Source organism: uncultured Roseovarius sp., assembly GCF_913057115.1.
Lineage (GTDB): Bacteria > Pseudomonadota > Alphaproteobacteria > Rhodobacterales > Rhodobacteraceae > Roseovarius.
On the sequence record NZ_CAJXNN010000011.1, the window covers coordinates 1 to 23,468 of the forward strand.

Genomic DNA, 23,468 nt, shown 5'->3' on the forward strand with positions numbered 1-23,468 from the left:
GCGGCCAGCGCGGTGTCTACGTCGCGAGTCGCCAGATGGCGGGTGATATTGGTCAACCGCGTGCCAAAGGTGAAGGCGTGCACCTTGGCCCAACCCGCGCCCTTCTCATTGGCAACCGCATGCAAGAAATGCAGCACCATGCGGCTGTATTGGCTCATAGAGCCAGAGATATCGCAGATCACCACCAGATTGGGCCAACGCGGGCGCGGCTTTTGCCGATGAATGCGCCGCATCTCACCCCCCCGCCGCAAAGCCGCGCGCAGGGTGGCACGGGCATCCAAACGCGCCCCACGCGCATCGGCCATCCCCCGGCGCGAGGCAAAGGGTTTCACCGGCAGGCGCAACCGCGCCAGCATCCGCTTGGCCTGTGCCACCTCCTCGGTCGACATCTGTTCGAAATCAAGGGTGCGCAGGCGTTCCTCGGTGGACATGGTGGCCGAGGCGTCGATCTCGATGACAGATTCTTCCTCGGGCTGATCGGCGAATTCGGGGATCTCCGGCTCCACCCCGTCCAACAGCGCCTCCGCCGCGCGCTTTTCGGCGGATTGGGCCACGCGCTCCTCCTGCACGCCGCGAATGGCGGGCAGCATCATGGCCATCATATGCTCCATATACCGCGGGTCGCGCCAATAAAGGCGAAAGACCTGCGCGAAAACCACGGCATGTTCGGGCTTGGAGACAAAGCAGGCCCGCAGCGTATAGAAAAAATCCGCCTTCGAGGTGAAGCCCGCCGCCTCGACCGCGCGGATGGCATCAATCACCCGGCCCGTGCCGATGGGCAACCCCGCCTTGCGCAAGGCGCGGGCGAAATGGGTGATGTTATGGGTGAGCTTGGGGTTATCGGGTAGCTCAAGATCAGGCAGTTCAACCATCAGCCCTCTTTGGGGGCCAGCCCCCAAACCCCCGGAGTATTTCGAGAAAGATGAAGCATCATGCCGGCTCCAGACTGGCCTTGGCTTCGTCCAGAATACGCTTGGCCTCGGAGCCTTGGATCTGCTGGATATCGTCCTGATACTTGAGGATCGCGCCCAACGTGTCGGCGATGACTTCGGGGGAAAGCGAAATCACATCCAGCGCCAACAGGCACTTGGCCCAGTCGATGGTTTCCGCCACGCCGGGTTTCTTGAACAGATCCTCGGTGCGCAATCGTTGAACGAAGGCGACAACCTCGCGGCTGAGGCTCTCGGCGGCCTCGGGCGCGCGGGATTGCAGGATCTCGATCTCACGGTCAAAACTGGGGTAATCCACCCAATGATAGAGGCAGCGGCGCTTGAGGGCGTCATGTACCTCCCGCGTGCGGTTCGAGGTGACGATCACGATGGGCGGCTCCGGCGCCTTGACGGTGCCAAGCTCGGGGATGGTCACCTGAAAATCGCTCAATGCTTCCAATAGGAAGGCTTCAAACGGTTCATCTGTGCGGTCCAATTCGTCGATCAACAGGACCGGCGCGCCACCCGCCTGCGGGCGCATGGCCTGCAAAAGCGGGCGTTCGATCAGGTACTCGTCGGAAAAAAGCTCATCCTTGAGATGACCGCGGTCCACGCCGCCCGCGGCCTCAGCGGTCCGGATGGCGATCATCTGTTCGGCGAAATTCCATTCATAAACGGCCGAAGCCGAATCCAGCCCTTCGTAGCATTGCAGCCGGATCAACCGCCGACCCAAGGCCGCCGACAGGGACTTGGCAATCTCGGTCTTGCCGACACCGGCCTCGCCTTCCAGAAACAAGGGCCGCCCCAGCGTCAGCGACAAGAACACCACCGTCCCCAGATCACGGCCACAGACGTAGCCCTCGTCGGACAAAAGGCCTTGCACCTCGTCAATCGTTGTCGGCAGTGTCATGGCATCCCTCCCTTGCCCGAAGAAGAACTGCATGGGGGATTGCGCGGGGTCAAGGGCGCAAGGCCCGCACTGCGACCTTTGTCGCAACCCTAAAACCTCTTGGATTCTCCCAAATTTCGCCCAAGTTGACGCGTAGCTCTCAACGCAAAGAACGCGCCAAGCGTTGAGAATGCATTGAGGACCTTTACAGGATGCAGGACAGCCCGAACATCTTCGACACGCCGTTATCCGGCCTGAACTGGGCCGAGTGGATCGACAAGGTCGATGACCAGATTCTCGAAAACGGATTCGTCGAGTACCTGGGGGCCAAACACTTGGCCGCCTTCGTGGCTGGCAAGCCGATCCTTCTGGTCACCTTCGAGTCGCTGGATCAGGTGCAGTCCCTTTCGGGCAGCGGTCAGCCGGTGGGCTGGCACTTGGCCAAGGCGCTCGGGTGGTCGCATATGGCCATGGTCAGCGACGGCGATACTTGGTTTCGCGATCCGCGGGTCTTTGGCTTTTTCGATCGGCTGATTGATGACGGCTTCTTCGAAGGTTTCGATCAAGTCCTTTTCTACGGGGCAGGCGCGGCGGGCTATGCTGCTGCGGCCTTTTCGGTCGCCTCCCCCGGCGCGCGCGTCTTGTCGGTTCAACCGCAGGCCACGCTCGATCCGCGAGTCGCCGAATGGGATGACCGGTTCCTGCATATGCGCCGCACATCGTTTGCGCAGCGCTATGGGTATGCGCCCGATATGCTGGATGCCGCCGAAGCGGCCTTCGTGCTTTATGATCCCGACATTCGGCTTGATGCGATGCATGCCGCTTTGTTCACCCGGCCCAACGTGACGAAATACCGGATGCGCCATCTGGGCGCAAATATGGAAAAGAGCCTGATGGACATGTCGCTTCTCCTGAGGATCATCGCGCAAATGAGTTCCGGCAAACTCAATGACGCCAACCTGTCCAAACTGTTCCGTGCGCGCCGCAAGCATGTGCCCTATCTCAAACGGGTCTTGCTGCGGCTGGAACGCGATGAGCGGCTCTATCTCAATGCGCGTTGGGCCCAATGGGTGCTGCGAAACTCTCCCGGGCCGCGCTTTCGCAAGTCGCTGCGCTTCGCCTATGACAAGGCCGAGGCGCGCGGCATCGACATGCCCAAGCGCGAATTCGGGTGATTTGAGGCAACGGGGCATCTGGCGCGGACCCGCGCGATTGTGTAAAGCCCTTGGCCATGACACAAAGCCTGACTCTCAAACGCCCCGACGATTGGCACCTTCACCTGCGTGACGGGGCCATGCTGCGGGCCGTCCTGCCCGAAACCACGCGGCACTTTGCCCGCGCGATCATCATGCCCAACCTCGTGCCCCCGGTGGTCACCGCCGCTGATGCCCGCGCCTACCGCGACCGGATCATCGCCGCCCGCCCCGAGGGCAGCGGTTTCACCCCGCTGATGACGCTATACCTCACCGAAGATACCGACCCGCAGGATCTGGCCGCCGCCCATGGCGAGGGGCTGATAACCGCCGTCAAACTCTATCCTGCCGGGGCCACCACCAATTCGGCCAGCGGCGTGCGCGATTTCGACAAGGTGCGCGGCGTGCTGGAAAAAATGGCCGAGATCGGCTGCCCGCTCTGCGTGCATGGGGAAGTGACCGACGCCGAGATCGACATCTTCGACCGCGAGGCCGTCTTCATCGACCGGGTGCTTGACCCCATCCGCCGGGCCACGCCGGGCCTTCGTGTGATCATGGAACATATCACCACCCGCGACGGGGTGGACTATGTCAAATCCAACGACACCGACCTTGGTGCCACGATCACCACCCATCACCTGGTGATCAATCGCAACCATATCCTCGTCGGTGGGATCAAGCCGCATTACTACTGCCTGCCCGTGGCCAAACGCGAGGAGCACCGCCTTGCCCTGCGCGCCGCCGCCACCAGCGGCGACAAACGATTCTTCCTCGGCACCGACAGCGCCCCCCATACCGACGCCAACAAGGAAAGCGCTTGTGGCTGCGCGGGCTGTTTCACCGCCACCAACACGCTGTCCATTCTTGCGCATGTGTTCGAGGAGGAAGGCGCACTCGATAAGCTCGAAGGGTTCACCTCGCGCCACGGCCCGGCCTTCTATGGCCTGCCCGAAAGCGATGACACCATCACGCTGACCAAGGGCGAGGCTGTCACCTACCCCGACCACATCATGACCGAAGATGGCCCCGTCACCGTCTTCGATCCGGGCTTCCCCCTGCACTGGCAGGTTAGCTAAGCCCCTTCTTCTGTTCCAAAATATCCCCGCCGGAGGCATGAAATCTCTGGCTCGCCGGCCGCAAAAGGACAAACCCGATGATCCCCACCGCCTACCCCGCACAAGATGAAATCGCCCGCCTCACCGCGCGCATGCTGCTGGAAATCGAGGCGGTGCATTTCAACGCCGATGAGCCGTTTACCCTGGCCTCCGGCCTGCCCTCGCCCACCTATATCGACTGCCGCAAGCTCATCAGCTTCCCGCGCATCCGCGCGACCCTGATGGATTTTCTGGCCGTCACCGTGATGCGCAACGCAGGGCTTGAGGCCTTCGACAACGTTGCCGGTGGTGAAACTGCGGGCATCCCCTTTGCCGCGCTTGTGGCCGAACGCATGGCCCTGCCCATGACCTACGTGCGCAAGAAACCCAAGGGTTACGGTCGCAACGCCCGGATCGAAGGCGCGATGAGCGAAGGGCAGCGCGTGCTTTTGGTCGAGGATCTGACCACCGATGGCGGCTCGAAAATCAGCTTTGTGGACGCCATCCGCGACACCGGCGCCAGCTGCGCCCACACGGCGGTGATCTTCTACTACGGCATCTTCCCCGAGACCGAGAAAACCCTTGGCGATCACGGCGTCACCCTGCATCACCTCTGCACATGGTGGGACGTTCTGGCCGAGGCCCGCGCGCAAGGCAGCTTTGACGCCGCCACCCTCGATGGCGTCGAATCGTTCCTCAACGATCCCCGCTCATGGCAGGCGGCGCGCAGCTGAAACTGCCGCGCAAAATCAGCTCGGAAAAAGTTAAATTGCGGCTTTGAGGTCACGCAACGTGAATTGCACCGCCTGAAATCCGCAACATGAGCCAAAAATCAGGCTGTGAACCACCAGATCATGTGTGTTACCTTATCCACAGGGTCGTCCACAGGTTTGTTCTACTTGGCGCATCCCACGCGCCACCGTATGACCATTCAATCGCGGAAAATGGGGGGACAAAATGAACGAAGTTGCAAGTTTCAATGCCACCGGCGCGCAGGTGCAGGACGCCGAAACCATGCCCCATTCCATCGAGGCCGAACAGCAGCTTCTGGGCGCGCTTCTGACCAATAACGATGTCTATGACCGCGTCGCCTCGATCATCCAGCCGCATCATTTCTACGACCCTGTTCACCAACGCATCTACGAAACCGCCGTTGCGCGTATCGCCAAGGGCAACCTTGCCTCGCCCGTGACCCTAAAGGCCTTTCTGGAAGAGGACGAAGGCCTTAAGGAACTGGGCGGTCCGGCCTATCTGGCGCGGCTGGCCGGTGCGGCGATCTCGGCTTTTGCCGTGCGCGATTACGCGCAGATGATTCACGATATGGCCGTACGGCGCGAATTGATCGCCCTTGGCCATGATATCGCGGGCAAGGCCTTGCAGGCCGATGTGGATAGCGAGCCCAAGGATCAAATTGTCGAGGCCGAACAGAAGCTCTACAAGCTCTCCGAACAGGGACAGGCCGAATCGGGTTTCCAGAGTTTCCTGCGTGCGGTCACCGACGCGGTGAACGTGGCCAACGCCGCCTATCAGCGGGATGGCGGGCTGGCCGGGATTTCGACCGGGCTGGCGGACATGGACCGCAAGCTGGGCGGACTGCACAAATCAGACCTTCTTATTCTGGCCGGACGGCCGTCGATGGGCAAAACCTCCCTGGCCACGAACATCGCCTTCAATATCGCCAAGGCATACAAGCGCGGCGCCCTGCCCGACGGCACCGAGGGTGCCATCGAAGGTGGCGTCGTGGGCTTTTACAGCCTTGAGATGAGCGCCGAGCAGCTGGCGGCCCGGGTACTGTCGGAAGCCTCCGAAGTGCCGTCGGAACAAATCCGCCGTGGCGACATGACCGAGGCCGAGTTCCGCCGCTTCGTGGATGCCGCCAAAACCTTGGAATCCTGCCCGCTTTACATCGACGACACCCCCGCCTTGCCGATCAGCCAACTGGCCGCGCGGGCGCGCCGCCTGAAGCGGACACATGGCTTGGACGTGCTGATGGTCGACTACCTTCAGCTTGTCCGCGCCGCCAGCGCCAAGGACAGCCGCGTCAACGAGATTTCCGAAATCACCCAAGGCCTCAAGGCCATCGCCAAGGAACTTGATATCCCGGTGATCGCCCTGTCGCAGCTCTCGCGCCAAGTGGAAAGCCGCGACGACAAGCGCCCACAGCTTTCGGACCTGCGCGAATCCGGCTCGATCGAACAGGACGCCGACGTGGTGATGTTCGTCTTCCGCGAGGAATACTACGTCGAACGCGAAAAACCCTCCGACGACCGGCTGGAGGAAATGGCCGCGTGGCAAGAACGGATGGAGCGCCTGCACGGCAAGGCCGAGGTGATCATCGGCAAGCAACGGCACGGCCCGATCGGCAGTGTCGAGCTCAGCTTCGAAGGCCAGTTCACCCGCTTCGGCAACCTCGTTCAACCGTGGCAACAAGGCGGCGATCAGGACTTCTGAGGCACGGGCAGGCCCCGGCGGGCCGCCTTTTCACTTGACCCCCTCGTGCATCCTGTCAAAACCCACTCCCATGAGCACCGCGACCCTGACCATCGACCTTGACGCGATCCGCGCCAATTGGCGCGCTTTGGATGCCGTGATGACCGGCGAAACCGCCGGCGTCGTCAAGGCCAATGCCTACGGGCTTGGCGCCGCCAAGGTGGCGCGCGCCTTGGCCCGCGAAGGGGTGCGCACATTCTTTGTCGCCATGGCCGAGGAAGGCGCGGCCCTGCGCGCCGAACTTGGCCCCGGCCCCACCATCAACGTCTTTTCCGGCCATATGGCGGGCGATGCCGATATGATCGGCGATTGCGATCTGGTCCCGATGATCAATTCCATCGACCAGATGATCCGCCATGTCGAGGCCCTGCCGGGCCATGCCTTCGGGGTACAGCTTGATTCCGGCATGAACCGCCTTGGCATGGAGCCCGGCGAATGGGCCGCCATGCGCGATGTGGCCTTGGAACAGAGCCCGGCCTTGATCATGTCGCACCTTGCCTGCGCCGATGAGCCGGAACACGAGATGAACGCCCATCAATTGGGTGCTTTCCAGGCCATGACCGCCGAGACCGGTGTGCCGCTGTCCTTTGCCAATACCGGCGGCATCCTCATGGGCCCCGAGTATCATTTCGATCTCGCGCGTCCGGGCATCGGTCTTTATGGTGGCTTGCCCTTTGCCGATGCCCAGCCTGTCGTCACGCTGGACATCCCCGTCATTCAATGCCGCGACCTGATCCCCGGCGAAACCGTCGGCTACGGCAACAGCTTCACCTCCACCCGCCCGATGCGGGTGGCAACCATCAGCGCGGGCTATGCCGATGGCATCATTCGCGCGATGGGGCCCAAGACGCATCTTTGGGCCGAGGGGGTGAAATGCCCGGTCGTGGGCCGCATATCCATGGACCTGATCGGTGTCGATGTAACCGACCTTGGCCATGACCCCAAATCGCTCGAACTTCTGGGCCGGCATAACACCATCGACACGCTGGCCGATAACGCCGGCACCATCGGCTATGAAATCCTGACCTCCTTGGGGGACCGGTACAGCCGCAGGTATCTTGGCGGATGAACTGGATCTTGCACCTACTGGCCGCCCTTGGCCGCAATGTGCTGTCGGCGCTCGCCATGATCGGGCGCGTGACGCTTTTTGCCACCGATACCGTCAGCCATCTGTTCCGCCCGCCCTTCTATGCGCGCGAGTTTGGCCATGCCCTGATCCAGATCGGCTGGCTCTCGCTTCCCGTCGTGGGCATGACGGCGCTCTTCACGGGCGGGGCGCTGGCCTTGCAAATCTACGCGGGCGGGTCGCGGTTCAATGCCGAAACCGTGGTGCCCTCCATCGTCGCCATCGGCCTCACGCGTGAGCTTGGGCCGGTGCTGGGCGGCCTCATGGTGGCGGCGCGCGTGGCTTCCTCCATCGCCGCCGAAATCGGCACGATGAAAGTGACCGAACAGATCGACGCGCTGACCACCCTCTCCACGAACCCGATGAAATACCTCACCCTACCGCGCGTTCTGGCGGCCACGCTGGCCGTGCCGGTTCTGGTCGGCGTGGGCGACGTGATCGGCATCATGGGCGGCTTTCTGGTGGGCGTCGGGCGGCTTGATTTCGGCGCGGGCACCTACCTGCACAATACAATTGATTTCCTTGAGGCATGGGACGTGGTTTCGGGCCTGATCAAGGGCGCAGCCTTCGGCTTCATCGTGGCGCTCATGGGGTGCTATTTCGGCATGCACTCAGGCCGCGGCGCGCAGGGCGTGGGCCGCGCCACCAAGGCCGCCGTGGTCGCCGCCAGCGTGCTGATCCTCGCCTCCAACTACCTGCTCACCGAACTCTTCTTCTCGGCATGACACAGGCCCTCGCCATATCCCGAAAGCCCCGCCCTTCTTCTGGCCCTGAATATCCCGGGGTCTGGGGCAGCGCCCCAGCGGCTTGCCAAGCGGAGCCTCACCCATGATCGAGCTCAAAGACGTCCACAAAGCCTTTGGTAACAACCGGGTTCTTCAAGGGGTCAACCTGAAGATCGAAACCGGTACCTCCATGGTCATTATCGGCGGCTCGGGCACTGGCAAATCGGTGGCGCTGAAATGCATCCTTGGTCTGATCCACCCTGACAGCGGTGAGATCACGCTGGATGGCAAGGACGTCACCAAGGGCGACCGCGATGCCTTCCTCGCCCGCTTCGGCATGCTCTTCCAGGGCGGGGCGCTGTTTGATTCGCTGCCCGTCTGGCAAAACGTCGCCTTCCGCCTACTGCGCGGCTCGCTCAAACGCCCCAAGGACGAGGCCCGCGAGATTGCCATCGAAAAGCTGCGCCGCGTCGGCCTCACTCCCGAACAGGCCGATAAATTCCCCGCCGAACTGTCGGGCGGCATGCAAAAGCGCGTCGGCCTCGCCCGTGCCATCGCCGCCGAGCCCGAAATCATCTTTTTCGATGAACCCACCACCGGGCTCGACCCGATCATGTCGGGCGTGATCAACGACCTCATTCGCGAGATCGTCGTCGAAATGGGCGCCACCGCCATGACCATTACCCACGACATGACCAGCGTGCGCGCGATTGCCGACAACGTGGCGATGCTGCACGATGGCGTCATACAATGGACCGGCGCCGTAGGCGACATGGACAACTCGGGCGATCCCTACCTCGATCAGTTCATCCACGGCCGCGCCGAAGGCCCGATCGAAGCGGTCCGCTGAGCCGCGTTTTCTTGCAAAGAAAACGGTCCGAAATCTTTGCAAGATGTCGACGCCGCCCCAAGTCTCGCAATCTTGCGGTTTTCCATCCCATGCAACCCCGCTACCCTTCTCACCACGGCCACTTGCAACATTGCTGCAATGATTGCTAATTAAACACGCGTTCAATTACATGCCGCCGGGAGGAGACGCAGATGGATTTCGGCTTGAGTGAAGAGCAAACCGCCATTTTCGACATGGCCCACGCCTTCGGGCAGGACAATATCGCCCCCCATGCCCAGAAATGGGAGCGCGAGGGCACCATCCCGAAAGAGCTTTGGCCGCAGATCGCCGAACTGGGCCTAGGCGGAATATACGTCAGCGAAGACTCCGGCGGCTCGGGCCTCTCGCGGCTCGACTCGACCCTGATTTTCGAGGCGCTTTCGATGGCCTGCCCCTCGGTCGCGGCGTTTCTCTCGATCCACAACATGTGCGCCAAGATGATCGACACCTTCGGCAGCGATGAGATGAAAGCGCGGGTACTGCCCAAGGCCCTGACCATGGAAACCGTGCTCTCCTACTGCCTGACCGAACCGGGGTCAGGCTCGGACGCCTCAGCACTCAAAACCCGCGCCGAACGCACCAACGAAGGTTACACGCTCAACGGCACCAAGGCCTTCATCTCGGGCGGCGGATACTCCGACGCCTACGTTGTCATGGTCCGCACCGGCGAAGATGGCCCCAAGGGCATTTCCACCGTTTATGTAGAAGACGGCACCCCAGGGCTTAGCTTTGGGGGGCTAGAGGACAAGATGGGCTGGCGCAGCCAACCCACCGCCCAAGTGCAATTCGACAATTGCAACATTTCCGCCGATAATTTGCTGGGCGAAGAGGGTAAAGGCTTCACATATGCGATGGCGGGCCTAGATGGCGGCCGTTTGAACATCTCCGCCTGTAGCCTTGGCGCAGCACAACAAGCGCTCAACATGACCATCCAATACATGTCCGAACGCAAAGCCTTCGGCAAACCCATTGACCAGTTCCAAGCCCTGCAATTCCGCCTTGCGGAAATGGAGATTGAACTGCAAGCCGCCCGCACCTTCCTGCGCCAAGCGGCGTGGAAGCTGGATCAAGGCGCCCCCGATGCCACCAAGTTCTGCGCCATGGCCAAGAAGTTCGTCACCGAAGCAGGATCAAAAATCGTCAACCAATGCCTGCAATTGCATGGCGGCTATGGCTACTTGGCCGACTACGGCATCGAAAAACTGGTCCGCGATCTGCGCGTGCATGAGATCCTCGAAGGCACCAACGAGATCATGCGCCTGATCGTCGCCCGCCAACTGCTGGCAGAACACAAATGAGCGATATCGACATCCGCATCACGGGCCGCGCGGGGCGCATTACCCTCACGCGCCCCAAGGCCCTCAACGCGCTCAGCTACGACATGGCGCTTGACATCGAAGCGGCGCTGGATGCATGGGCGACGGATGACGCCGTTGATCTGGTGGTGATCGACGCGGAAGGCGAGAAAGCCTTCTGCGCCGGGGGCGACATCCAAAAGCTTTACGAGACCGGCCGCGCCGGGGATTACGCCTTTGGGCAAAAATTCTGGCGCGATGAATACCGCCTCAACGCCAAGATCGCCGAATACCCCAAACCCTATGTCGCCTTCATGCAGGGCTTTACCATGGGCGGCGGCGTTGGCATTTCCTGCCACGGCTCGCATCGCATCGTCTGTGAGACGAGCCAGATCGCCATGCCCGAGGTCGGCATCGGTCTCGTGCCGGATGTGGGCGGCTCGCTCATCTTGGCCCGCGCGCCGGGGCGCGTGGGGGAATACCTTGGCACAACGGCGGCCCGGATGACCGCGGGCGACGCGATTTATGCCGGTTTTGCAGATAGTTACATCCCGGGCGAAGACTGGCCCGCCCTCATCGCCGAATTGGAAAGCTCCGGCGATGTGACGGCGATTGCCAAGGCCGCCCAAACCCCGCCCGACAGCCCGCTTGAAGGCAAGCACGCGCGTATCAACGCCCATTTTGCCGGTGACGGCCTCATCGACATCCTCAACTCCCTGCGCACTGAGGACAGCGATTTTGCCGATGACACACTCAAGGCCATGTCGCGCAACTCGCCCCTGTCGATGGCCTGTGCCGTGGAAATGATTCACCGCCTGCGCGGCCCCGCCGCCGATATCCGCCGCGCGCTCGATCTGGAATATCGCTTCACCTTCCGCGCCATGGAAAAAGGCGATTTTCTCGAAGGCATCCGCGCCGCCGTGATCGACAAGGACCGCGCGCCGAAATGGCAGCACGGGCTTGACGATCCGCCCTCGCTCGCCGCAACTCAGATGTTGATGCCCTTGGGGCAAGACGCACTTTCATTCGACAAGGAAGGATAAGCCATGAAAATCGGGTTCATCGGATTGGGCAACATGGGCGGGCCGATGGCCGCCAATCTGGCCAAGGCGGGCCATGAGGTGACGGGCTTTGACATGGCCGAGGTCAGCATCGAAGGTGTGCCACTCGCGGCAAGTGCCGCCGAGGCCGCGACTGGCGCGCAGGTGGTGATCACCATGCTGCCCAACGGCCAAATCCTGCGCAAAGTCGCAGATGAGGTGATCCCCGCGATGGAGGCTGGCTCGGTGCTTCTCGATTGCTCCACCGTCGACGTGGACAGCGCCCGCGCCGTGGCTGAGCAGGCACAATCGGCAGGACTTTCCGCACTTGATGCGCCCGTCTCGGGCGGCGTTGGCGGCGCACAGGGCGGCACGCTCACCTTCATGGTGGGCGGCGACGAGGCGGGCTTTGCCACGGCCAAGGAACTCTTCGATATCATGGGCCAAAAAGCCGTGCACTGCGGCCCCTCCGGCAACGGACAGGCCGCCAAGATCTGCAACAACATGATCCTCGGCGCCACCATGATCGTCACCTGCGAGGCTTTCGCGCTGGCCGACAAGCTGGGCCTTGATCGGCAAGCGATGTTCGATGTGGTCTCCACCTCCTCCGGCTCAAGCTGGTCGATGAACACCTACTGCCCCGCGCCGGGCGTTGGCCCGCAAAGTCCCGCAGACAACGATTATCAACCGGGCTTTGCCGCCGACCTGATGCTCAAGGACCTGCGCTTGGCGCAAGAGGCCGCGCAGTCCGCTGATGCCGACACGCCCTTGGGCGAAGCGGCCATGCGCCTTTACGCCCAATTCGTCGAAGACGAAGACGGCAAAGGCCGCGATTTCTCGGCCATGCTGCCGCGGTTTGAAAAACGCGGCCACAGTGCATGACATGGGTCGCGCAAGCCACTTCCCTGCCGCCGCTCGAAGCAGCGGCCAAGGATCGGCTTGCGCAACTCACCCCCTTCGACGCCCCCAAGGGCACCGCGCTCTTTCACCCCGGCGATGCGGTCAAGGGCTTTGTCGTGGTCCTCAAGGGGCGCGTTGACGTCTTTCTCACCGGCCCCTCAGGCCGTGAAATCCTGCTCTATGCCGTTGAACCCGGCCAAAGCTGCATCCAATCCACCCTTGGCCTCATGGGCGGCGAGGACTACTCGGGCGAGGCGATCACGCGGACCGATTGCCGCCTCGTCCTTATCCCGCGCGATATGTTCCTCGACCTGATGGATCATTCCGACGCCTTTCGCGGCTTTGTTTTCCGCGCCTTCGCCACCCGCATGCAATCCATGATGCACCTGCTGGAACGCGTGGCCTTTGAACGCGTGGAATCCCGCCTCGCCCGCTGCCTGCTGGACCGCGCCGAAGGCAACAGCCTCACTGCCACCCATGCCGAAATCGCCACCATGATCGGCTCCGCGCGTGAAGTGGTCTCGCGCCGCCTTGATGCGCTGGCCCGGCGCGGCATCTTGCGGCTGGAACGTGGGGTTGTGCATATCAACGACGCCAAAACACTGGCCGAATTGGCGAAAGACGCCTCCTGAACGACGATTATCTGTTCTTGTGTGACCACGTCACAGACGCGGGGCGAAGAATCATTGAATACTCTGTCCCATCACCACGCCCCACAGCGGGCTTTCCAGGGAACAGGAGTTTCACATGTTCAAGAAAAATGTCGGCAATCTCGACCGTATCCTTCGCATCGTCGTGGGCGCGGCCCTTTTGGTCGCCTTCGCACTCAACCCCTCAGGGTCCTATAGCTGGCTTTACCTGATCGGGATCATCCCGCTCGCCACCGGCTTGATGAGCAGTTGCCCGCTCTACTCCATTCTGGGCCTCAACACCTGCCCAATGAAGAAATAGCTCCGCCGGGGGGCCATGTGCCCCCCGCGCCGCACCCTCGCGCACAATCGCAAGGCCGCGAAATTGCCGCTTTGAGGGCCTCATACCGCCGGGTATCTTGCCTAAAACGGGTTAAAACAAACCGAGCAGGCAAAAACACATGGCACAAGGCCCATCCCGGCTGACCAAAGCCGTCACACAGGATGTCCAGAAAATGCTGGCGGGCGATCCCTCGCCACAAGCATTGGAAAACGCCCTGCGCCACCTTGCCAAATGGCGCGCGCACCTTCTGGAAAACACCCTTCTTCAAACCGATGGCGATGCCGTGCAAACGGGCCCTTTCAAGGGTATGCGCTACGCCACCCGCGCCACCGAGGGCGCGCGTATCGCCCGTATCTTGGGCTGTTACGAGGTCACGCTTGCCCCCGTGATCGAAGAGGTCATCGCCCGCGCCTACCCGCTTGTCATCGACCTGGGCAGCGCCGAAGGCTACTACGCAGTGGGCCTTGCCACCCGAATGGCCGACACCCGCATCATGGCCCGCGATGAAAACCCCAAGGCACAGGAAAGCTGCGCCGCCCTTGCCAAGGCCAACGATGTGGCCGACCGGGTTGAGGTGGGCGGGCTGATGGACCACGCCGATTTCGACATCTGCAAGGATCAAGAGACCCTCGTGATCTGCGATATCGAAGGTGCCGAAGACGCGCTTTTGGACCTCAACACGGCCCCCGGCCTTGCCCATGCCGATATCCTTGTGGAATGCCACGATTGCATGATCCCCGGCCTCTCGGACCGCATCGCAAAGCGCTTCGAAATGACCCACCAAATCACCCGCCTTGGCCGCGCCACCGACAGCAGCACCCTGCCCGCATGGATGGACCGGCTCAGCGATCTGGACCGCGCCATCGCCCTGTGGGAATGGCGCGCTGGCCCCACCCCTTGGCTCTGGATGACCCGCCATGGCTGATCACGCCCGCAACGCTGCCATCTGGTACGCCGACGACGGTTATGACCCCGACGCAAAAGGCATGAATGGCCGCCGCGTCGCCGGGGCCTCCTTCCTCAAGGGCTTTTTTCGCCACGCCGATGTGGCTGAATTCGTCTCGCTCTCGCATGGGTCAAAGGGGGCCGAAGGCTTTGCGAAGCACCTGAAATCCGCCACCACACGCGACATCCCGCACCGTGCCGCCCTGATTGGCGCACCGCTCAAGATGGCCCCGGTGGAAACGCTCTACTTTCCCGCGCCCAATTACGCCGCCGAATGTTGGAAGCGGCAGCATTTCGGCATGGCGGCCTATTCCATTTGCGGCGTGACCCACACCACCGCGACCCAAGCCGTGATGCAGGGCTTTCACGATCTGCGCGCCGCACCGCAAGCGCCTTGGGATGCGGTGATCTGCACCTCCAAGGCCGTGCATACCGCCACTCTGCGCAACATCGAACTGGCCGATGAACACCTGCGCCAACGCTTTGGCCAAGTCCCCCCACGCCCCCTCATGCCCGTGATCCCCTTGGGTATCAACTGCGATGACTTCGCCCATGACGCCAAGGCCCGTGCGCGCCTGCGCAAGCGTATGAACTGGAAAGCCGACGACATCGTCGTCGCCACCCTCTCGCGCCTCCTGCCCTACGGAAAATTCGACCCCGCCCCGCTGTTCATCGCCTTGGAACGCGCACAGGCGCAACTGCCCAAGGGCAAACGCCTGCATTTTCTGGCTTGCGGCATCTACGCCGATGACTACTCGCAAAAGGCCTTCGAGGACAGCGCCAAGGCCCTCATGCCCTCGGTCAGCTACACCCACCTCGACGGGGCCGATGCCACGGCGCGGTCCGAGACCCTTTCGGGCGCGGATATCTTCACCTTCCCCATCGACAATATCCAGGAAACCTTCGGCCTCGCCCCGATCGAGGCCATGGCCGCCGGTCTGCCCGTCATCACCTCCGACTGGGACGGCATGCGCGACACGGTGACCGAAGACGTGGGCATCCGCATCCCCACCCAAACGGTTGGCCCCCGCCATACCCGACCCGAAGCGTGGCGCTACCACCACGGTGGCCTGTCTTATGCGCAATACGGCAACAACCTCTCGGCCATGACCGAAATCAACCTACCCGCCCTGACCGAGGCCATCGTGACGCTGGCAAAGGACAAGACCAAGCGCAAGGCCATGGGCAAGGCCGGGCAAAAACGCGCGCTGGACGTCTACGACTGGGCCAATATCATCCCGCGGATGCAAGACCTCTGGTCCGAACAATCCGCCATGCGCCGCGCCCATGCCAAGGCAACGCAACAGGCTCCGCGCCCCATGCCCATGGCCCCCGCGCCCACCGACCTGTTTCAAAGCTATCCAACCAAGATCGCCAATCCCGGCGTCTGTTGGGCAGTGGCAACCGGGAATGGCACAGCACTCAGCCAAATCCTGACCGCCCGCCGGCACGTCAAAATCGGACAGATGTTCGAAAAGCCAGACACCCTTCACCGGGTCTTGGACGCAATTCAAGCCGCAGGCGACACCGGCACCGATGCACAGGCCGTGGCCCAAGCCCTCAACCTCAATCCGCTGACGGTCGAACGCGCTTGGCTCTTTTTCCTGAAATACGGGCTCATCGAGGTGAAGAACCCCGGATAACCCCTATTCCGCCGCGACTTTCTTGGGGCTCAGCATCTCCTTGAGATACCGCCCGGTATGGCTCCGCCCCACCTCGGCCACCTCCTCAGGCGTGCCGTTGGCGACGATCTCACCACCGCCATCGCCGCCTTCCGGGCCAATGTCGATGATATGATCGGCGGTTTTCACCACGTCGAGGTTATGTTCGATCACCACGACCGTGTTCCCCGCCTCCACCAACTCATGCAGCACTTCCAGAAGTTTCTTCACATCCTCGAAATGCAGCCCCGTCGTCGGCTCATCCAGAATATATAGCGTCCGCCCAGTCGAACGTTTCGCCAATTCCTTCGAGAGCTTCACCCGCTGCGCCTCACCGCCCGAAAGCGTCGTCGCCTGCTGACCCACCTTGATATATCCAAGGCCCACACGGCACAGCGCATCCATCTTCTCGCGGATGCTCGGCACCGCCTTGAAAAACTCCTGCGCGTCTTCAACCGTCATATCAAGAACGTCGGCTATGCTCTTGCCTTTCCACTGAATTTCCAGTGTTTCGCGATTGTACCGCGCGCCCTGACATGTCTCGCAGGTGACATAGACATCAGGCAGGAAATGCATCTCGATCTTGATGACCCCATCACCCTGACAGGCCTCGCACCGCCCGCCCTTCACGTTGAAGGAAAACCGGCCCGGCTTGTACCCCCGCGCCTTGGCCTCGGGCAAACCGGCAAACCAATCACGGATCGGCGTAAAGGCCCCGGTATAGGTCGCCGGGTTTGATCGCGGCGTGCGCCCGATCGGCCGCTGGTCGATGTCGATCACCTTGTCCAGATGCTCCAACCCCTTGATCGTTTCACAAGGCGCAGGCGTCTGCCGCGCCCCATTGAGGCGCATACTGGCCGTTTTGAACAGGGTTTCAATCGTCAGGGTGGATTTGCCGCCGCCCGACACCCCCGTCACACAAACAAACTTGCCCAGCGGGAAGTCGGCGGTAACGTTTTTCAGGTTATTGCCCGTGGCCTTCACCACGCTCAGCTTCTTCTTGTTGCCCTTCCGCCGCGTCGCCGGAACGGCAATCTCGCGCACACCGGAAAGATACTGCCCGGTCACCGAATTGGCATCATTGGCCACCGCCTCGGGCGTGCCGTGGCTCACCACTTGGCCCCCATGCACCCCGGCCCCGGGACCAATGTCAAAGACATAATCGGCGGTGCGAATAGCCTCCTCGTCATGCTCCACCACGATCACCGTATTGCCCTGATCGCGCAGGTTTTGCAGCGTGGTCAGCAACCGCCCGTTATCCCGCTGGTGCAACCCAATCGACGGCTCATCCAGCACATACAAAACCCCGGTCAACCCGCTGCCAATCTGGCTCGCCAACCTGATCCGCTGGCTTTCGCCGCCCGACAGCGTCCCGGCATTGCGGCTCAGGGTCAGGTATTCCAGCCCAACGTTGTTCAAGAACCCCAGTCGCTCGCGGATTTCCTTCAAAATCGCCGTGGCAATCTCATTCTTCTGCTTGGTCAGGGCCTCGGGCACGCCTGCGCACCATTCATAGGCTTCCCGGATCGACATCTGCACCACTTGCCCCACGTGCAGGCCCGCGATCTTCACCGCCAAGGCCTCCTCACGCAGGCGATAGCCGCCGCAGGCCCCGCAGGGCCGGTTGTTCTGATAGCGCTCAAACTCTTCCCGAATCCAGTTGCTATCGGTCTCGCGATAGCGCCGCTCCATGTTGGGAATGACCCCCTCGAAGCTGCGGCTGACTTGATAAACCCGCCCGCCCTCATCATAACGGAACTGGATTTCCTCATCGCCCGAGCCATACAAAAACACTTGCTGCACATGCTTGGGCAGGTCTTTCCACCGCGCGTTGCGGTCAAATTCGTAATGCTTGGCGATCGCCTCGATGGTTTGCAGGAAATAGGGGCTTTTCCCCTTCCGCCACGGCGCAATCGCCCCGTCGCTCACCTTCAGCGTGGCATCCGGCACCACCAGTTGTTCATCAAAAAACAACTCCGCGCCCAAGCCATCACATTCGGGGCAGGCCCCGAAAGGCGCGTTGAAGGAAAACAAGCGCGGCTCGATCTCTGGAATGGTGAAACCACTCACCGGACAGGCGAAATTCTCCGAAAACGTATGCCGCTCCGGGTCGCCCTCTTTCGGCGCGGTTTCCAGAATGGCAATCCCATCGGCCAAATCCAAAGCGGTACGGAAACTATCGGCCAGACGGGTTTCCAACCCCTCTTTCACAACAATCCGGTCCACCACCACGTCAATGTCATGGCGGTATTTTTTGTCCAGCACCGGCGGCTCGTCCAGATCGTGGAAGGCCCCGTCCACCTTGACCCGCTGAAACCCCTGCTTGCGCAGCTCCAGCATCTCCTTGCGGTATTCGCCCTTGCGGTCGCGCACGATGGGGGCCAACAGATAGGCCCGCGTGCCCTCCTCCATCGCCATCACCCGGTCCACCATATCCTGAACCTGCTGGGCCTCGATGGGCTTGCCGGTTGCCGGGCTATAGGGCGTGCCGACCCGGGCAAAAAGCAGCCGCATATAGTCGTAAATCTCGGTCACCGTGCCAACGGTCGACCGGGGGTTCTTGCTGGTAGTCTTCTGCTCAATGGAAATCGCAGGGGAAAGGCCGCTGATGTGGTCCACATCCGGCTTTTCCATCATGTCCAGAAACTGCCGCGCATAGGCACTGAGGCTCTCGACATAGCGCCGCTGCCCCTCGGCATAGATCGTGTCAAACGCCAACGAGGATTTGCCCGAGCCCGACAGCCCGGTGATCACCACCAATTCATTGCGCGGGATATCAACGTCGATCCCCTTGAGGTTATGCTCCCGCGCCCCGCGCACTTCGATGTTCTTCAACTCGGCCATCTGGTCCCCCGTCAACGGTGGTTAACAGATAGGCGATGCATCCGAGTCGTCCAAGTCGAAAATGCGAACATAGCGCGAACATGATGAATCGCGTCTATTTCTCCGCCAAGGCCCAGGCACAGATCGGAAAATCCGGGTCATTCTCAAGGTCATCACGCTCGCGGTCATACTCCGGCGGCCAGGGCTCCTCGAAATTGCGCAGCGCCGCCATCCGGTTGCCCCACTGGCGCGATTTGATCTTGTCGGCCTCGAAGCCTGCTTCGATCAACAGGTTCTTCAACCCCCGCGCCGACCAGCGCGAACAATCCACCGGCGCGCCGTGATAGGGGATGAAAAACGGCACCGCGACCCAGAAATACCCGCCCTTGCGCAGCATATTGCGCACGTTTTTCGTCGCGGCATAAGGCCGGTCCAGATGCTCCCACACCTGATTGGCCAGAATAATGTCAAACTTGCGCAGCTGCCCGTCCGCATCCTCGAAAGGCCCCGCGCAAATGTCATACTTGGGAAACCGGAACCGCTCATAGCTTTTGAACTCATAGCGCTGCCCGTGCTTGCCGGAAATCTCCGCCGCCGCCATCTGCGACAATGGCAATGCCTCCAGCCACCGCCTTGAGGTCCGCTGCATCACAATCCGGTTCACACTGCCCATAAGCCCTCCAAGCGCGCATCAAAAAGGGGCAGGACCAACCCACCCCTTCTTCTGTTTATAAATATCCCGGGGGAGGTGTTGAAAATCAACGATTTTCAACATCGGGGGCAGCGCCCCCATCACCCGCGCTCAAATATGGATCACCCGGTCAAAGGCATCCAGCACGCTTTCATGCATCATCTCGCTCAGCGTCGGGTGCGGGAAGACGGCACTCATCAGGTCCTCTTCCGTGGTCTCCAACTGGCGGCCGACAACATAGCCCTGAATCAATTCCGTAACCTCGGCCCCGATCATATGCGCGCCCAGAAGTTCGCCGGTCTTCTCGTCAAAGACCGTCTTGATCATGCCCTCGGGCTCACCAAGCGCAATCGCCTTGCCGTTGCCGATGAAGGGGAAACGGCCCACCTTGATCTTGTGCCCCGCCTCTTTCGCCTGCGCTTCGGTCAGGCCCACGCTGGCCACCTGCGGATGGCAATAGGTGCAACCGGCAATGCTTTCGGGCTTCACCGGGTGCGGATGCCCACCCGCGATCATCTCGGCGACCATGACACCTTCATGGCTGGCCTTATGCGCCAACCACGGCGCGCCTGCCACATCGCCGATGGCATAAACGCCATCAACACCGGTGCGACAGAATTCGTCGGTCACCACATGGCTGCGGTCCACCTTGACGCCCAAATCCTCAAGGCCCAGCCCTTCGGTATTGCCCACGATGCCCACGGCCGAAATCACGCTGTCGAAGTCGTGCTTTTCCACCTTGCCACCCACTTCGATATGGGCGGTCACCTTGTCCTTGCCACGGTCCAACTGCTTGACCATGGCTTTTTCCATGATCTTCATTTTCTGCTTTTCAAAGGCCTTCTTGGCCATGCCGGAAATCTCGGCATCTTCCACCGGCAGGATACGGTCCATCACCTCGACCACGGTCGTTTCCGCCCCCAAGGTATTATAGAAGCTGGCGAATTCGATCCCGATCGCACCCGACCCGATGACCAGTAGCTTCTTGGGCATATGCGGCGGCACCAGCGCGTGCTTGTAGGTCCAGACCCGTTCGCCATCGGCCTCCAGCCCCGGCAATTCACGCGCCCGCGCACCGGTGGCCAGCACGATATGCTTGGCCTCCAGTTCCTCGGTGCCCTTCTCGGTCTTGACGCTCACCTTGCCCTTGGCCGGGATCGTCGCCTCGCCCATGATGGCGGTAACCTTGTTCTTCTTCAGCAAGTGACCAACGCCGGAATTCAACTGCTTGGCCACAGACCGCGAGCGTTTGACAACCGCGTCCAGATCGTAATCCACGCCCTCGGCCTTCAGGCCGAACTCCTTGGCGCGGTGCATCAGGTGGAACACTTCCGAGGATCGCAGCATCGCCTTGGTGGGGATACAGCCCCAGTTCAGGCAAATCCCGCCCATGTGTTCGCGCTCCACCACGGCCACGCTCAGACCCAGTTGCGCGCCCCGGATGGCGGCCACATAGCCCCCTGGCCCCGCACCAATCACGATCATGTCAAAGCTCTTCGATGCCATCATGGCCTCCGTCCAAAAATTTAGTTTGACATTAAACTATCTGGCAAATCATAACAACGCAGCAAAGCGCGCCTGCCACCAATTGCCCCATACCCTCCATGCAACCCCTTGGGATAACGCAGGATTTTCTTAAACGCACTCAAACGCAAAACGCCCCCGACTCCGGGGGCGCTGCAAGAAATGAAAACCATAGGGGCGTGGATGCGCATCATCCTGTCGGAGCCAGACACGTGGCTCAGGCCGCCTTGACCTCCTGCAATTGCCGCAGTGTCTCTCCATATCCACCCTTGGCAACATAGTCCGTTTCCGCCCCTGTCGAGTGCCGCTCAAGCGCCGCATTTCGGTAAGGAAAGCGCCCAAACAGGCGGATCACCTCGCGATGCGCCCTTGCATGAAGCAGGTTGCTCTCGCCGCTCTCCGGCATCCGCTCACAAATCAGGCGCACGCATTGCTCCTGATCGCAAAGGTTTTCCGAATGCATCAGCGGCAGGTAGAAAAACTGTCGCGCGGGCTCGTCAATCCGCAGGTCCCATTTGCGGTTGATCGCCGCCTTCGCCGCCGCCAGCGCGGGCCGATCCGTGGAAAAGGCACGCCCTTCGCCCCGGAACATGTTGCGCGGGAACTGGTCCATCAGGATGATATAGGCCAAGGTGCCGCTGGGGTAGGTCAGCCACAGGCTATAGGCCCCATCCTGCGCATTCTGCCAAGCGGCCATGAACCGCTCGCGAATGGTCGCATCCAATTCCTCCGAGACATCGTACCAACCCTTTGGGCCGATCTCGTCCAACCAGAAACTCAGTACATCTTCAGGCGCGATCATAGGTCTCTCCTCATTCGCCCATGCGCGTAGCAAAACTGTTACTTAAAGGTTAACTGCATGTTATTGTTAAAGAACAGTAACGAATTGCTACACTTCCAACATCCCGCGTGACGTTAGCGCCATCACGACGGTGTATTGGCCTCCTCCTCCAAAGCTGCTTCTTCTTGTGCCGTCTCGATCGCGTATTCCTGCGCGAACTCCACCGCCATCGGCGTGGCCCCCAAGGCAACCGGCGCATAGCTTTCGGTATCCTCGACCGACGGCGCAGCCCGCTGTGTCATCCGGTAGGCGGCATAGCCCGCCATCGCCAGCAGCAAGGCGGCGATGAACAGGAAAAACCCGCGTGGCCCGATCACGCCCATGATCCACCCGGTCAAAAGCGGCCCGGTGACCGCGCCAAGGCCGTTGATGAAAACCATCCCGCCCGAGGCCGCGGCCATGTCGTCAAAATCCAGAAAATCGTTCGTATAGGCGATCAGCAGCGCATAAAGCGGGTTCGACACCCCGCCGATCATCAGGCCCGCAATCAGAAGCATCACGAAATACCCGCTCAGGGCAAAGCCCACCAAGGCCCCAAGCCCGCCGATCACCGCACAGCCAAGGATCAATATCCGACGGTCCATCCGGTCCGACAACCAGCCGATAGGATATTGCAGCACCAGGGTTCCGATAAAGAAGGTCGATACGAATGCCGAGATCTGCCCAACGCTCAATCCCGCCTCGGCGCCGAAAACCGGCGCCATACCGAACTGCGCCGAAAACACGCCCCCCAACAGGAACATGCCAACGCAACCCAAGGGCGAAATGCGCATGATCTGGATCAGGCTCATCGGCTTGGTCGTGCCATATGCAGGCGTCGGGCTGATCGACAGCAAAATCGGCGCAAAGGCAATCGACACCAGCACCGACGGGATGATGAACAGGATAAAGCCCGAAGGGTCCGCCAGAACCATGATTCCCTGTGCCGAGACGATGCCCACCATCTGCACGATCATGTATAGCGACAGGGATTGTCCCCGTGTTTCATTGGTGGCGGCATTGTTCAGCCAGCTTTCAGCCGTCACGTAAACACCCGAAAAACAAAAGCCGATCAACACCCGGCCCGCCATCCACGCAATGGGGTGTGTCGCCACCGGGTAAAGGATCAGAACCGCCGAGATAAGCGAGCCCAGCGCCGCAAAGACCCGAACATGCCCAACGCGCCGGATCATCTCCGGCGCCATGCGTGACCCGAACAGGAAACCGACGAAATAGGCCGACATGACCACCGACATCGAGAAAGTGGAAAAGCCTTCAAGCTGGCCGCGTACCCCCAACAGCGTGCCTTGCAGGCCATTGCCAACCTGCAAGAGCATCATGCCGAGCAAAAGCGCCCAAGAACTCGCCAGAACCTTGATCATCACCGGTCTCCTGTCACCCTCGCCGCGTGAGTAGCAGCATCAAAGGCGTGTTGGCCGGCCAATCCCGACTCACCCAATGT

General features: G+C 61.4%; 21 protein-coding genes. 14 read left to right on the forward strand and 7 right to left on the reverse strand.

The annotated features are described in order from the left end of the window. Nucleotides 1-872: VWA domain-containing protein (locus QZ498_RS06555; RefSeq protein ID WP_294620977.1), on the reverse strand; the 872-nt coding region annotated here is incomplete at its 3' end. A gap of 58 nt (nt 873-930) precedes the next feature. After that, on the reverse strand, nt 931-1,839 hold the full coding sequence (locus QZ498_RS06560) for a MoxR family ATPase (RefSeq protein WP_294620979.1): 909 nt from the start codon (nt 1,837-1,839) through the stop codon (nt 931-933). Nucleotides 1,840-2,030: 191 nt separating this feature from the next. Between QZ498_RS06560 and QZ498_RS06565 the strand changes: the two genes are divergently transcribed. The 14 genes from QZ498_RS06565 to QZ498_RS06630 all read left to right on the forward strand — a co-directional run bounded on the left by QZ498_RS06565 (nt 2,031) and on the right by QZ498_RS06630 (nt 16,130). Then, nucleotides 2,031-2,993, forward strand: a complete 963-nt coding sequence (locus QZ498_RS06565) for a phosphoadenosine phosphosulfate reductase (protein WP_294620980.1) — start codon at nt 2,031-2,033, stop codon at nt 2,991-2,993. Between the two features lie 56 nt (nt 2,994-3,049). Further along, nucleotides 3,050-4,087, forward strand: a complete 1,038-nt coding sequence (pyrC, locus tag QZ498_RS06570; protein ID WP_294620981.1) for a dihydroorotase — start codon at nt 3,050-3,052, stop codon at nt 4,085-4,087. A gap of 77 nt (nt 4,088-4,164) precedes the next feature. Then, a complete protein-coding gene (locus tag QZ498_RS06575) occupies nt 4,165-4,839 on the forward strand; it encodes an orotate phosphoribosyltransferase (RefSeq protein ID WP_294620983.1) in 675 nt (224 codons plus the stop codon). 223 nt (nt 4,840-5,062) lie between these two features. Further along, nucleotides 5,063-6,556 carry a replicative DNA helicase gene (locus QZ498_RS06580; protein WP_294620985.1) on the forward strand — a complete coding sequence of 498 codons (1,494 nt, stop codon included), beginning with the start codon at nt 5,063-5,065 and terminating at the stop codon, nt 6,554-6,556. 70 nt (nt 6,557-6,626) lie between these two features. Continuing rightward, nucleotides 6,627-7,664, forward strand: coding sequence for an alanine racemase (gene alr / locus QZ498_RS06585; protein ID WP_294620987.1), 1,038 nt, complete (start codon nt 6,627-6,629; stop codon nt 7,662-7,664). Beyond that, entirely contained in the window at nt 7,661-8,446 is a 786-nt protein-coding gene (locus tag QZ498_RS06590; RefSeq protein WP_294620989.1) for an ABC transporter permease, read from the forward strand. The genes alr and QZ498_RS06590 overlap by 4 nt, the downstream gene beginning before the upstream one ends. 103 nt (nt 8,447-8,549) lie before the next feature. Beyond that, complete coding sequence (locus QZ498_RS06595) at nt 8,550-9,296, forward strand: ABC transporter ATP-binding protein (RefSeq protein WP_294620991.1); 747 nt, start codon at nt 8,550-8,552, stop codon at nt 9,294-9,296. Nucleotides 9,297-9,487: 191 nt separating this feature from the next. Next, entirely contained in the window at nt 9,488-10,633 is a 1,146-nt protein-coding gene (locus QZ498_RS06600) for an acyl-CoA dehydrogenase family protein (RefSeq protein ID WP_294620993.1), read from the forward strand. Then, nucleotides 10,630-11,673 (forward strand): enoyl-CoA hydratase/isomerase family protein, encoded by a 1,044-nt coding sequence (locus tag QZ498_RS06605; protein WP_294620994.1) that lies wholly within the window; start codon nt 10,630-10,632, stop codon nt 11,671-11,673. Before QZ498_RS06600 ends, QZ498_RS06605 begins: the two co-directional genes overlap by 4 nt. Before the next feature lie 3 nt (nt 11,674-11,676). Next, nucleotides 11,677-12,552: a 3-hydroxyisobutyrate dehydrogenase gene (gene mmsB, locus QZ498_RS06610; protein WP_294620995.1), complete on the forward strand. Its 876-nt coding sequence runs from the start codon at nt 11,677-11,679 to the stop codon at nt 12,550-12,552. Further along, a complete protein-coding gene (locus tag QZ498_RS06615; protein ID WP_294620996.1) occupies nt 12,549-13,202 on the forward strand; it encodes a Crp/Fnr family transcriptional regulator in 654 nt (217 codons plus the stop codon). The genes mmsB and QZ498_RS06615 overlap by 4 nt, the downstream gene beginning before the upstream one ends. Before the next feature lie 115 nt (nt 13,203-13,317). Next, on the forward strand, nt 13,318-13,521 hold the full coding sequence (locus QZ498_RS06620; protein WP_294620998.1) for a DUF2892 domain-containing protein: 204 nt from the start codon (nt 13,318-13,320) through the stop codon (nt 13,519-13,521). A gap of 139 nt (nt 13,522-13,660) precedes the next feature. Next, a complete protein-coding gene (locus tag QZ498_RS06625) occupies nt 13,661-14,467 on the forward strand; it encodes a hypothetical protein (protein WP_294620999.1) in 807 nt (268 codons plus the stop codon). Beyond that, nucleotides 14,460-16,130 (forward strand): glycosyltransferase family 4 protein, encoded by a 1,671-nt coding sequence (locus QZ498_RS06630; RefSeq protein WP_294621001.1) that lies wholly within the window; start codon nt 14,460-14,462, stop codon nt 16,128-16,130. The genes QZ498_RS06625 and QZ498_RS06630 overlap by 8 nt, the downstream gene beginning before the upstream one ends. 3 nt (nt 16,131-16,133) lie before the next feature. Here the strand turns inward: QZ498_RS06630 and uvrA are convergent, their stop codons facing one another. The 5 genes from uvrA to QZ498_RS06655 all read right to left on the reverse strand — a co-directional run bounded on the left by uvrA (nt 16,134) and on the right by QZ498_RS06655 (nt 23,388). After that, nucleotides 16,134-18,992 (reverse strand): excinuclease ABC subunit UvrA, encoded by a 2,859-nt coding sequence (gene uvrA, locus QZ498_RS06635; protein WP_294621002.1) that lies wholly within the window; start codon nt 18,990-18,992, stop codon nt 16,134-16,136. A 94-nt stretch (nt 18,993-19,086) separates the two neighbouring features. After that, complete coding sequence (locus QZ498_RS06640; RefSeq protein ID WP_294621004.1) at nt 19,087-19,644, reverse strand: methyltransferase; 558 nt, start codon at nt 19,642-19,644, stop codon at nt 19,087-19,089. 129 nt (nt 19,645-19,773) lie between these two features. After that, nucleotides 19,774-21,168, reverse strand: a complete 1,395-nt coding sequence (lpdA, locus tag QZ498_RS06645) for a dihydrolipoyl dehydrogenase (RefSeq protein WP_294621095.1) — start codon at nt 21,166-21,168, stop codon at nt 19,774-19,776. Nucleotides 21,169-21,403: 235 nt separating this feature from the next. Next, nucleotides 21,404-21,988, reverse strand: a complete 585-nt coding sequence (locus QZ498_RS06650; protein ID WP_294621006.1) for a DUF924 family protein — start codon at nt 21,986-21,988, stop codon at nt 21,404-21,406. 122 nt (nt 21,989-22,110) lie between these two features. Continuing rightward, nucleotides 22,111-23,388 carry an MFS transporter gene (locus QZ498_RS06655; RefSeq protein ID WP_294621011.1) on the reverse strand — a complete coding sequence of 426 codons (1,278 nt, stop codon included), beginning with the start codon at nt 23,386-23,388 and terminating at the stop codon, nt 22,111-22,113. Nucleotides 23,389-23,468: the final 80 nt, after the last annotated feature.

What these genes read in the sequence shown, in the direction of transcription:
- QZ498_RS06655 (WP_294621011.1), bottom strand. Translation starts at nt 23,388, where the DNA reads ATGATCAAGGTTCTGGCGAGTTCTTGGGCGCTTTTGCTCGGCATGATG.
- QZ498_RS06620 (WP_294620998.1), top strand. Translation starts at nt 13,318, where the DNA reads ATGTTCAAGAAAAATGTCGGCAATCTCGACCGTATCCTTCGCATCGTC.
- uvrA (WP_294621002.1), bottom strand. Translation starts at nt 18,992, where the DNA reads ATGGCCGAGTTGAAGAACATCGAAGTGCGCGGGGCGCGGGAGCATAAC.
- QZ498_RS06600 (WP_294620993.1), top strand. Translation starts at nt 9,488, where the DNA reads ATGGATTTCGGCTTGAGTGAAGAGCAAACCGCCATTTTCGACATGGCC.
- alr (WP_294620987.1), top strand. Translation starts at nt 6,627, where the DNA reads ATGAGCACCGCGACCCTGACCATCGACCTTGACGCGATCCGCGCCAAT.
- QZ498_RS06565 (WP_294620980.1), top strand. Translation starts at nt 2,031, where the DNA reads ATGCAGGACAGCCCGAACATCTTCGACACGCCGTTATCCGGCCTGAAC.
- QZ498_RS06575 (WP_294620983.1), top strand. Translation starts at nt 4,165, where the DNA reads ATGATCCCCACCGCCTACCCCGCACAAGATGAAATCGCCCGCCTCACC.
- QZ498_RS06560 (WP_294620979.1), bottom strand. Translation starts at nt 1,839, where the DNA reads ATGACACTGCCGACAACGATTGACGAGGTGCAAGGCCTTTTGTCCGAC.
- QZ498_RS06640 (WP_294621004.1), bottom strand. Translation starts at nt 19,644, where the DNA reads ATGGGCAGTGTGAACCGGATTGTGATGCAGCGGACCTCAAGGCGGTGG.
- QZ498_RS06605 (WP_294620994.1), top strand. Translation starts at nt 10,630, where the DNA reads ATGAGCGATATCGACATCCGCATCACGGGCCGCGCGGGGCGCATTACC.
- mmsB (WP_294620995.1), top strand. Translation starts at nt 11,677, where the DNA reads ATGAAAATCGGGTTCATCGGATTGGGCAACATGGGCGGGCCGATGGCC.
- lpdA (WP_294621095.1), bottom strand. Translation starts at nt 21,168, where the DNA reads ATGGCATCGAAGAGCTTTGACATGATCGTGATTGGTGCGGGGCCAGGG.
- QZ498_RS06630 (WP_294621001.1), top strand. Translation starts at nt 14,460, where the DNA reads ATGGCTGATCACGCCCGCAACGCTGCCATCTGGTACGCCGACGACGGT.
- QZ498_RS06590 (WP_294620989.1), top strand. Translation starts at nt 7,661, where the DNA reads ATGAACTGGATCTTGCACCTACTGGCCGCCCTTGGCCGCAATGTGCTG.
- QZ498_RS06595 (WP_294620991.1), top strand. Translation starts at nt 8,550, where the DNA reads ATGATCGAGCTCAAAGACGTCCACAAAGCCTTTGGTAACAACCGGGTT.
- QZ498_RS06580 (WP_294620985.1), top strand. Translation starts at nt 5,063, where the DNA reads ATGAACGAAGTTGCAAGTTTCAATGCCACCGGCGCGCAGGTGCAGGAC.
- pyrC (WP_294620981.1), top strand. Translation starts at nt 3,050, where the DNA reads ATGACACAAAGCCTGACTCTCAAACGCCCCGACGATTGGCACCTTCAC.
- QZ498_RS06615 (WP_294620996.1), top strand. Translation starts at nt 12,549, where the DNA reads ATGACATGGGTCGCGCAAGCCACTTCCCTGCCGCCGCTCGAAGCAGCG.
- QZ498_RS06625 (WP_294620999.1), top strand. Translation starts at nt 13,661, where the DNA reads ATGGCACAAGGCCCATCCCGGCTGACCAAAGCCGTCACACAGGATGTC.
- QZ498_RS06650 (WP_294621006.1), bottom strand. Translation starts at nt 21,988, where the DNA reads ATGATCGCGCCTGAAGATGTACTGAGTTTCTGGTTGGACGAGATCGGC.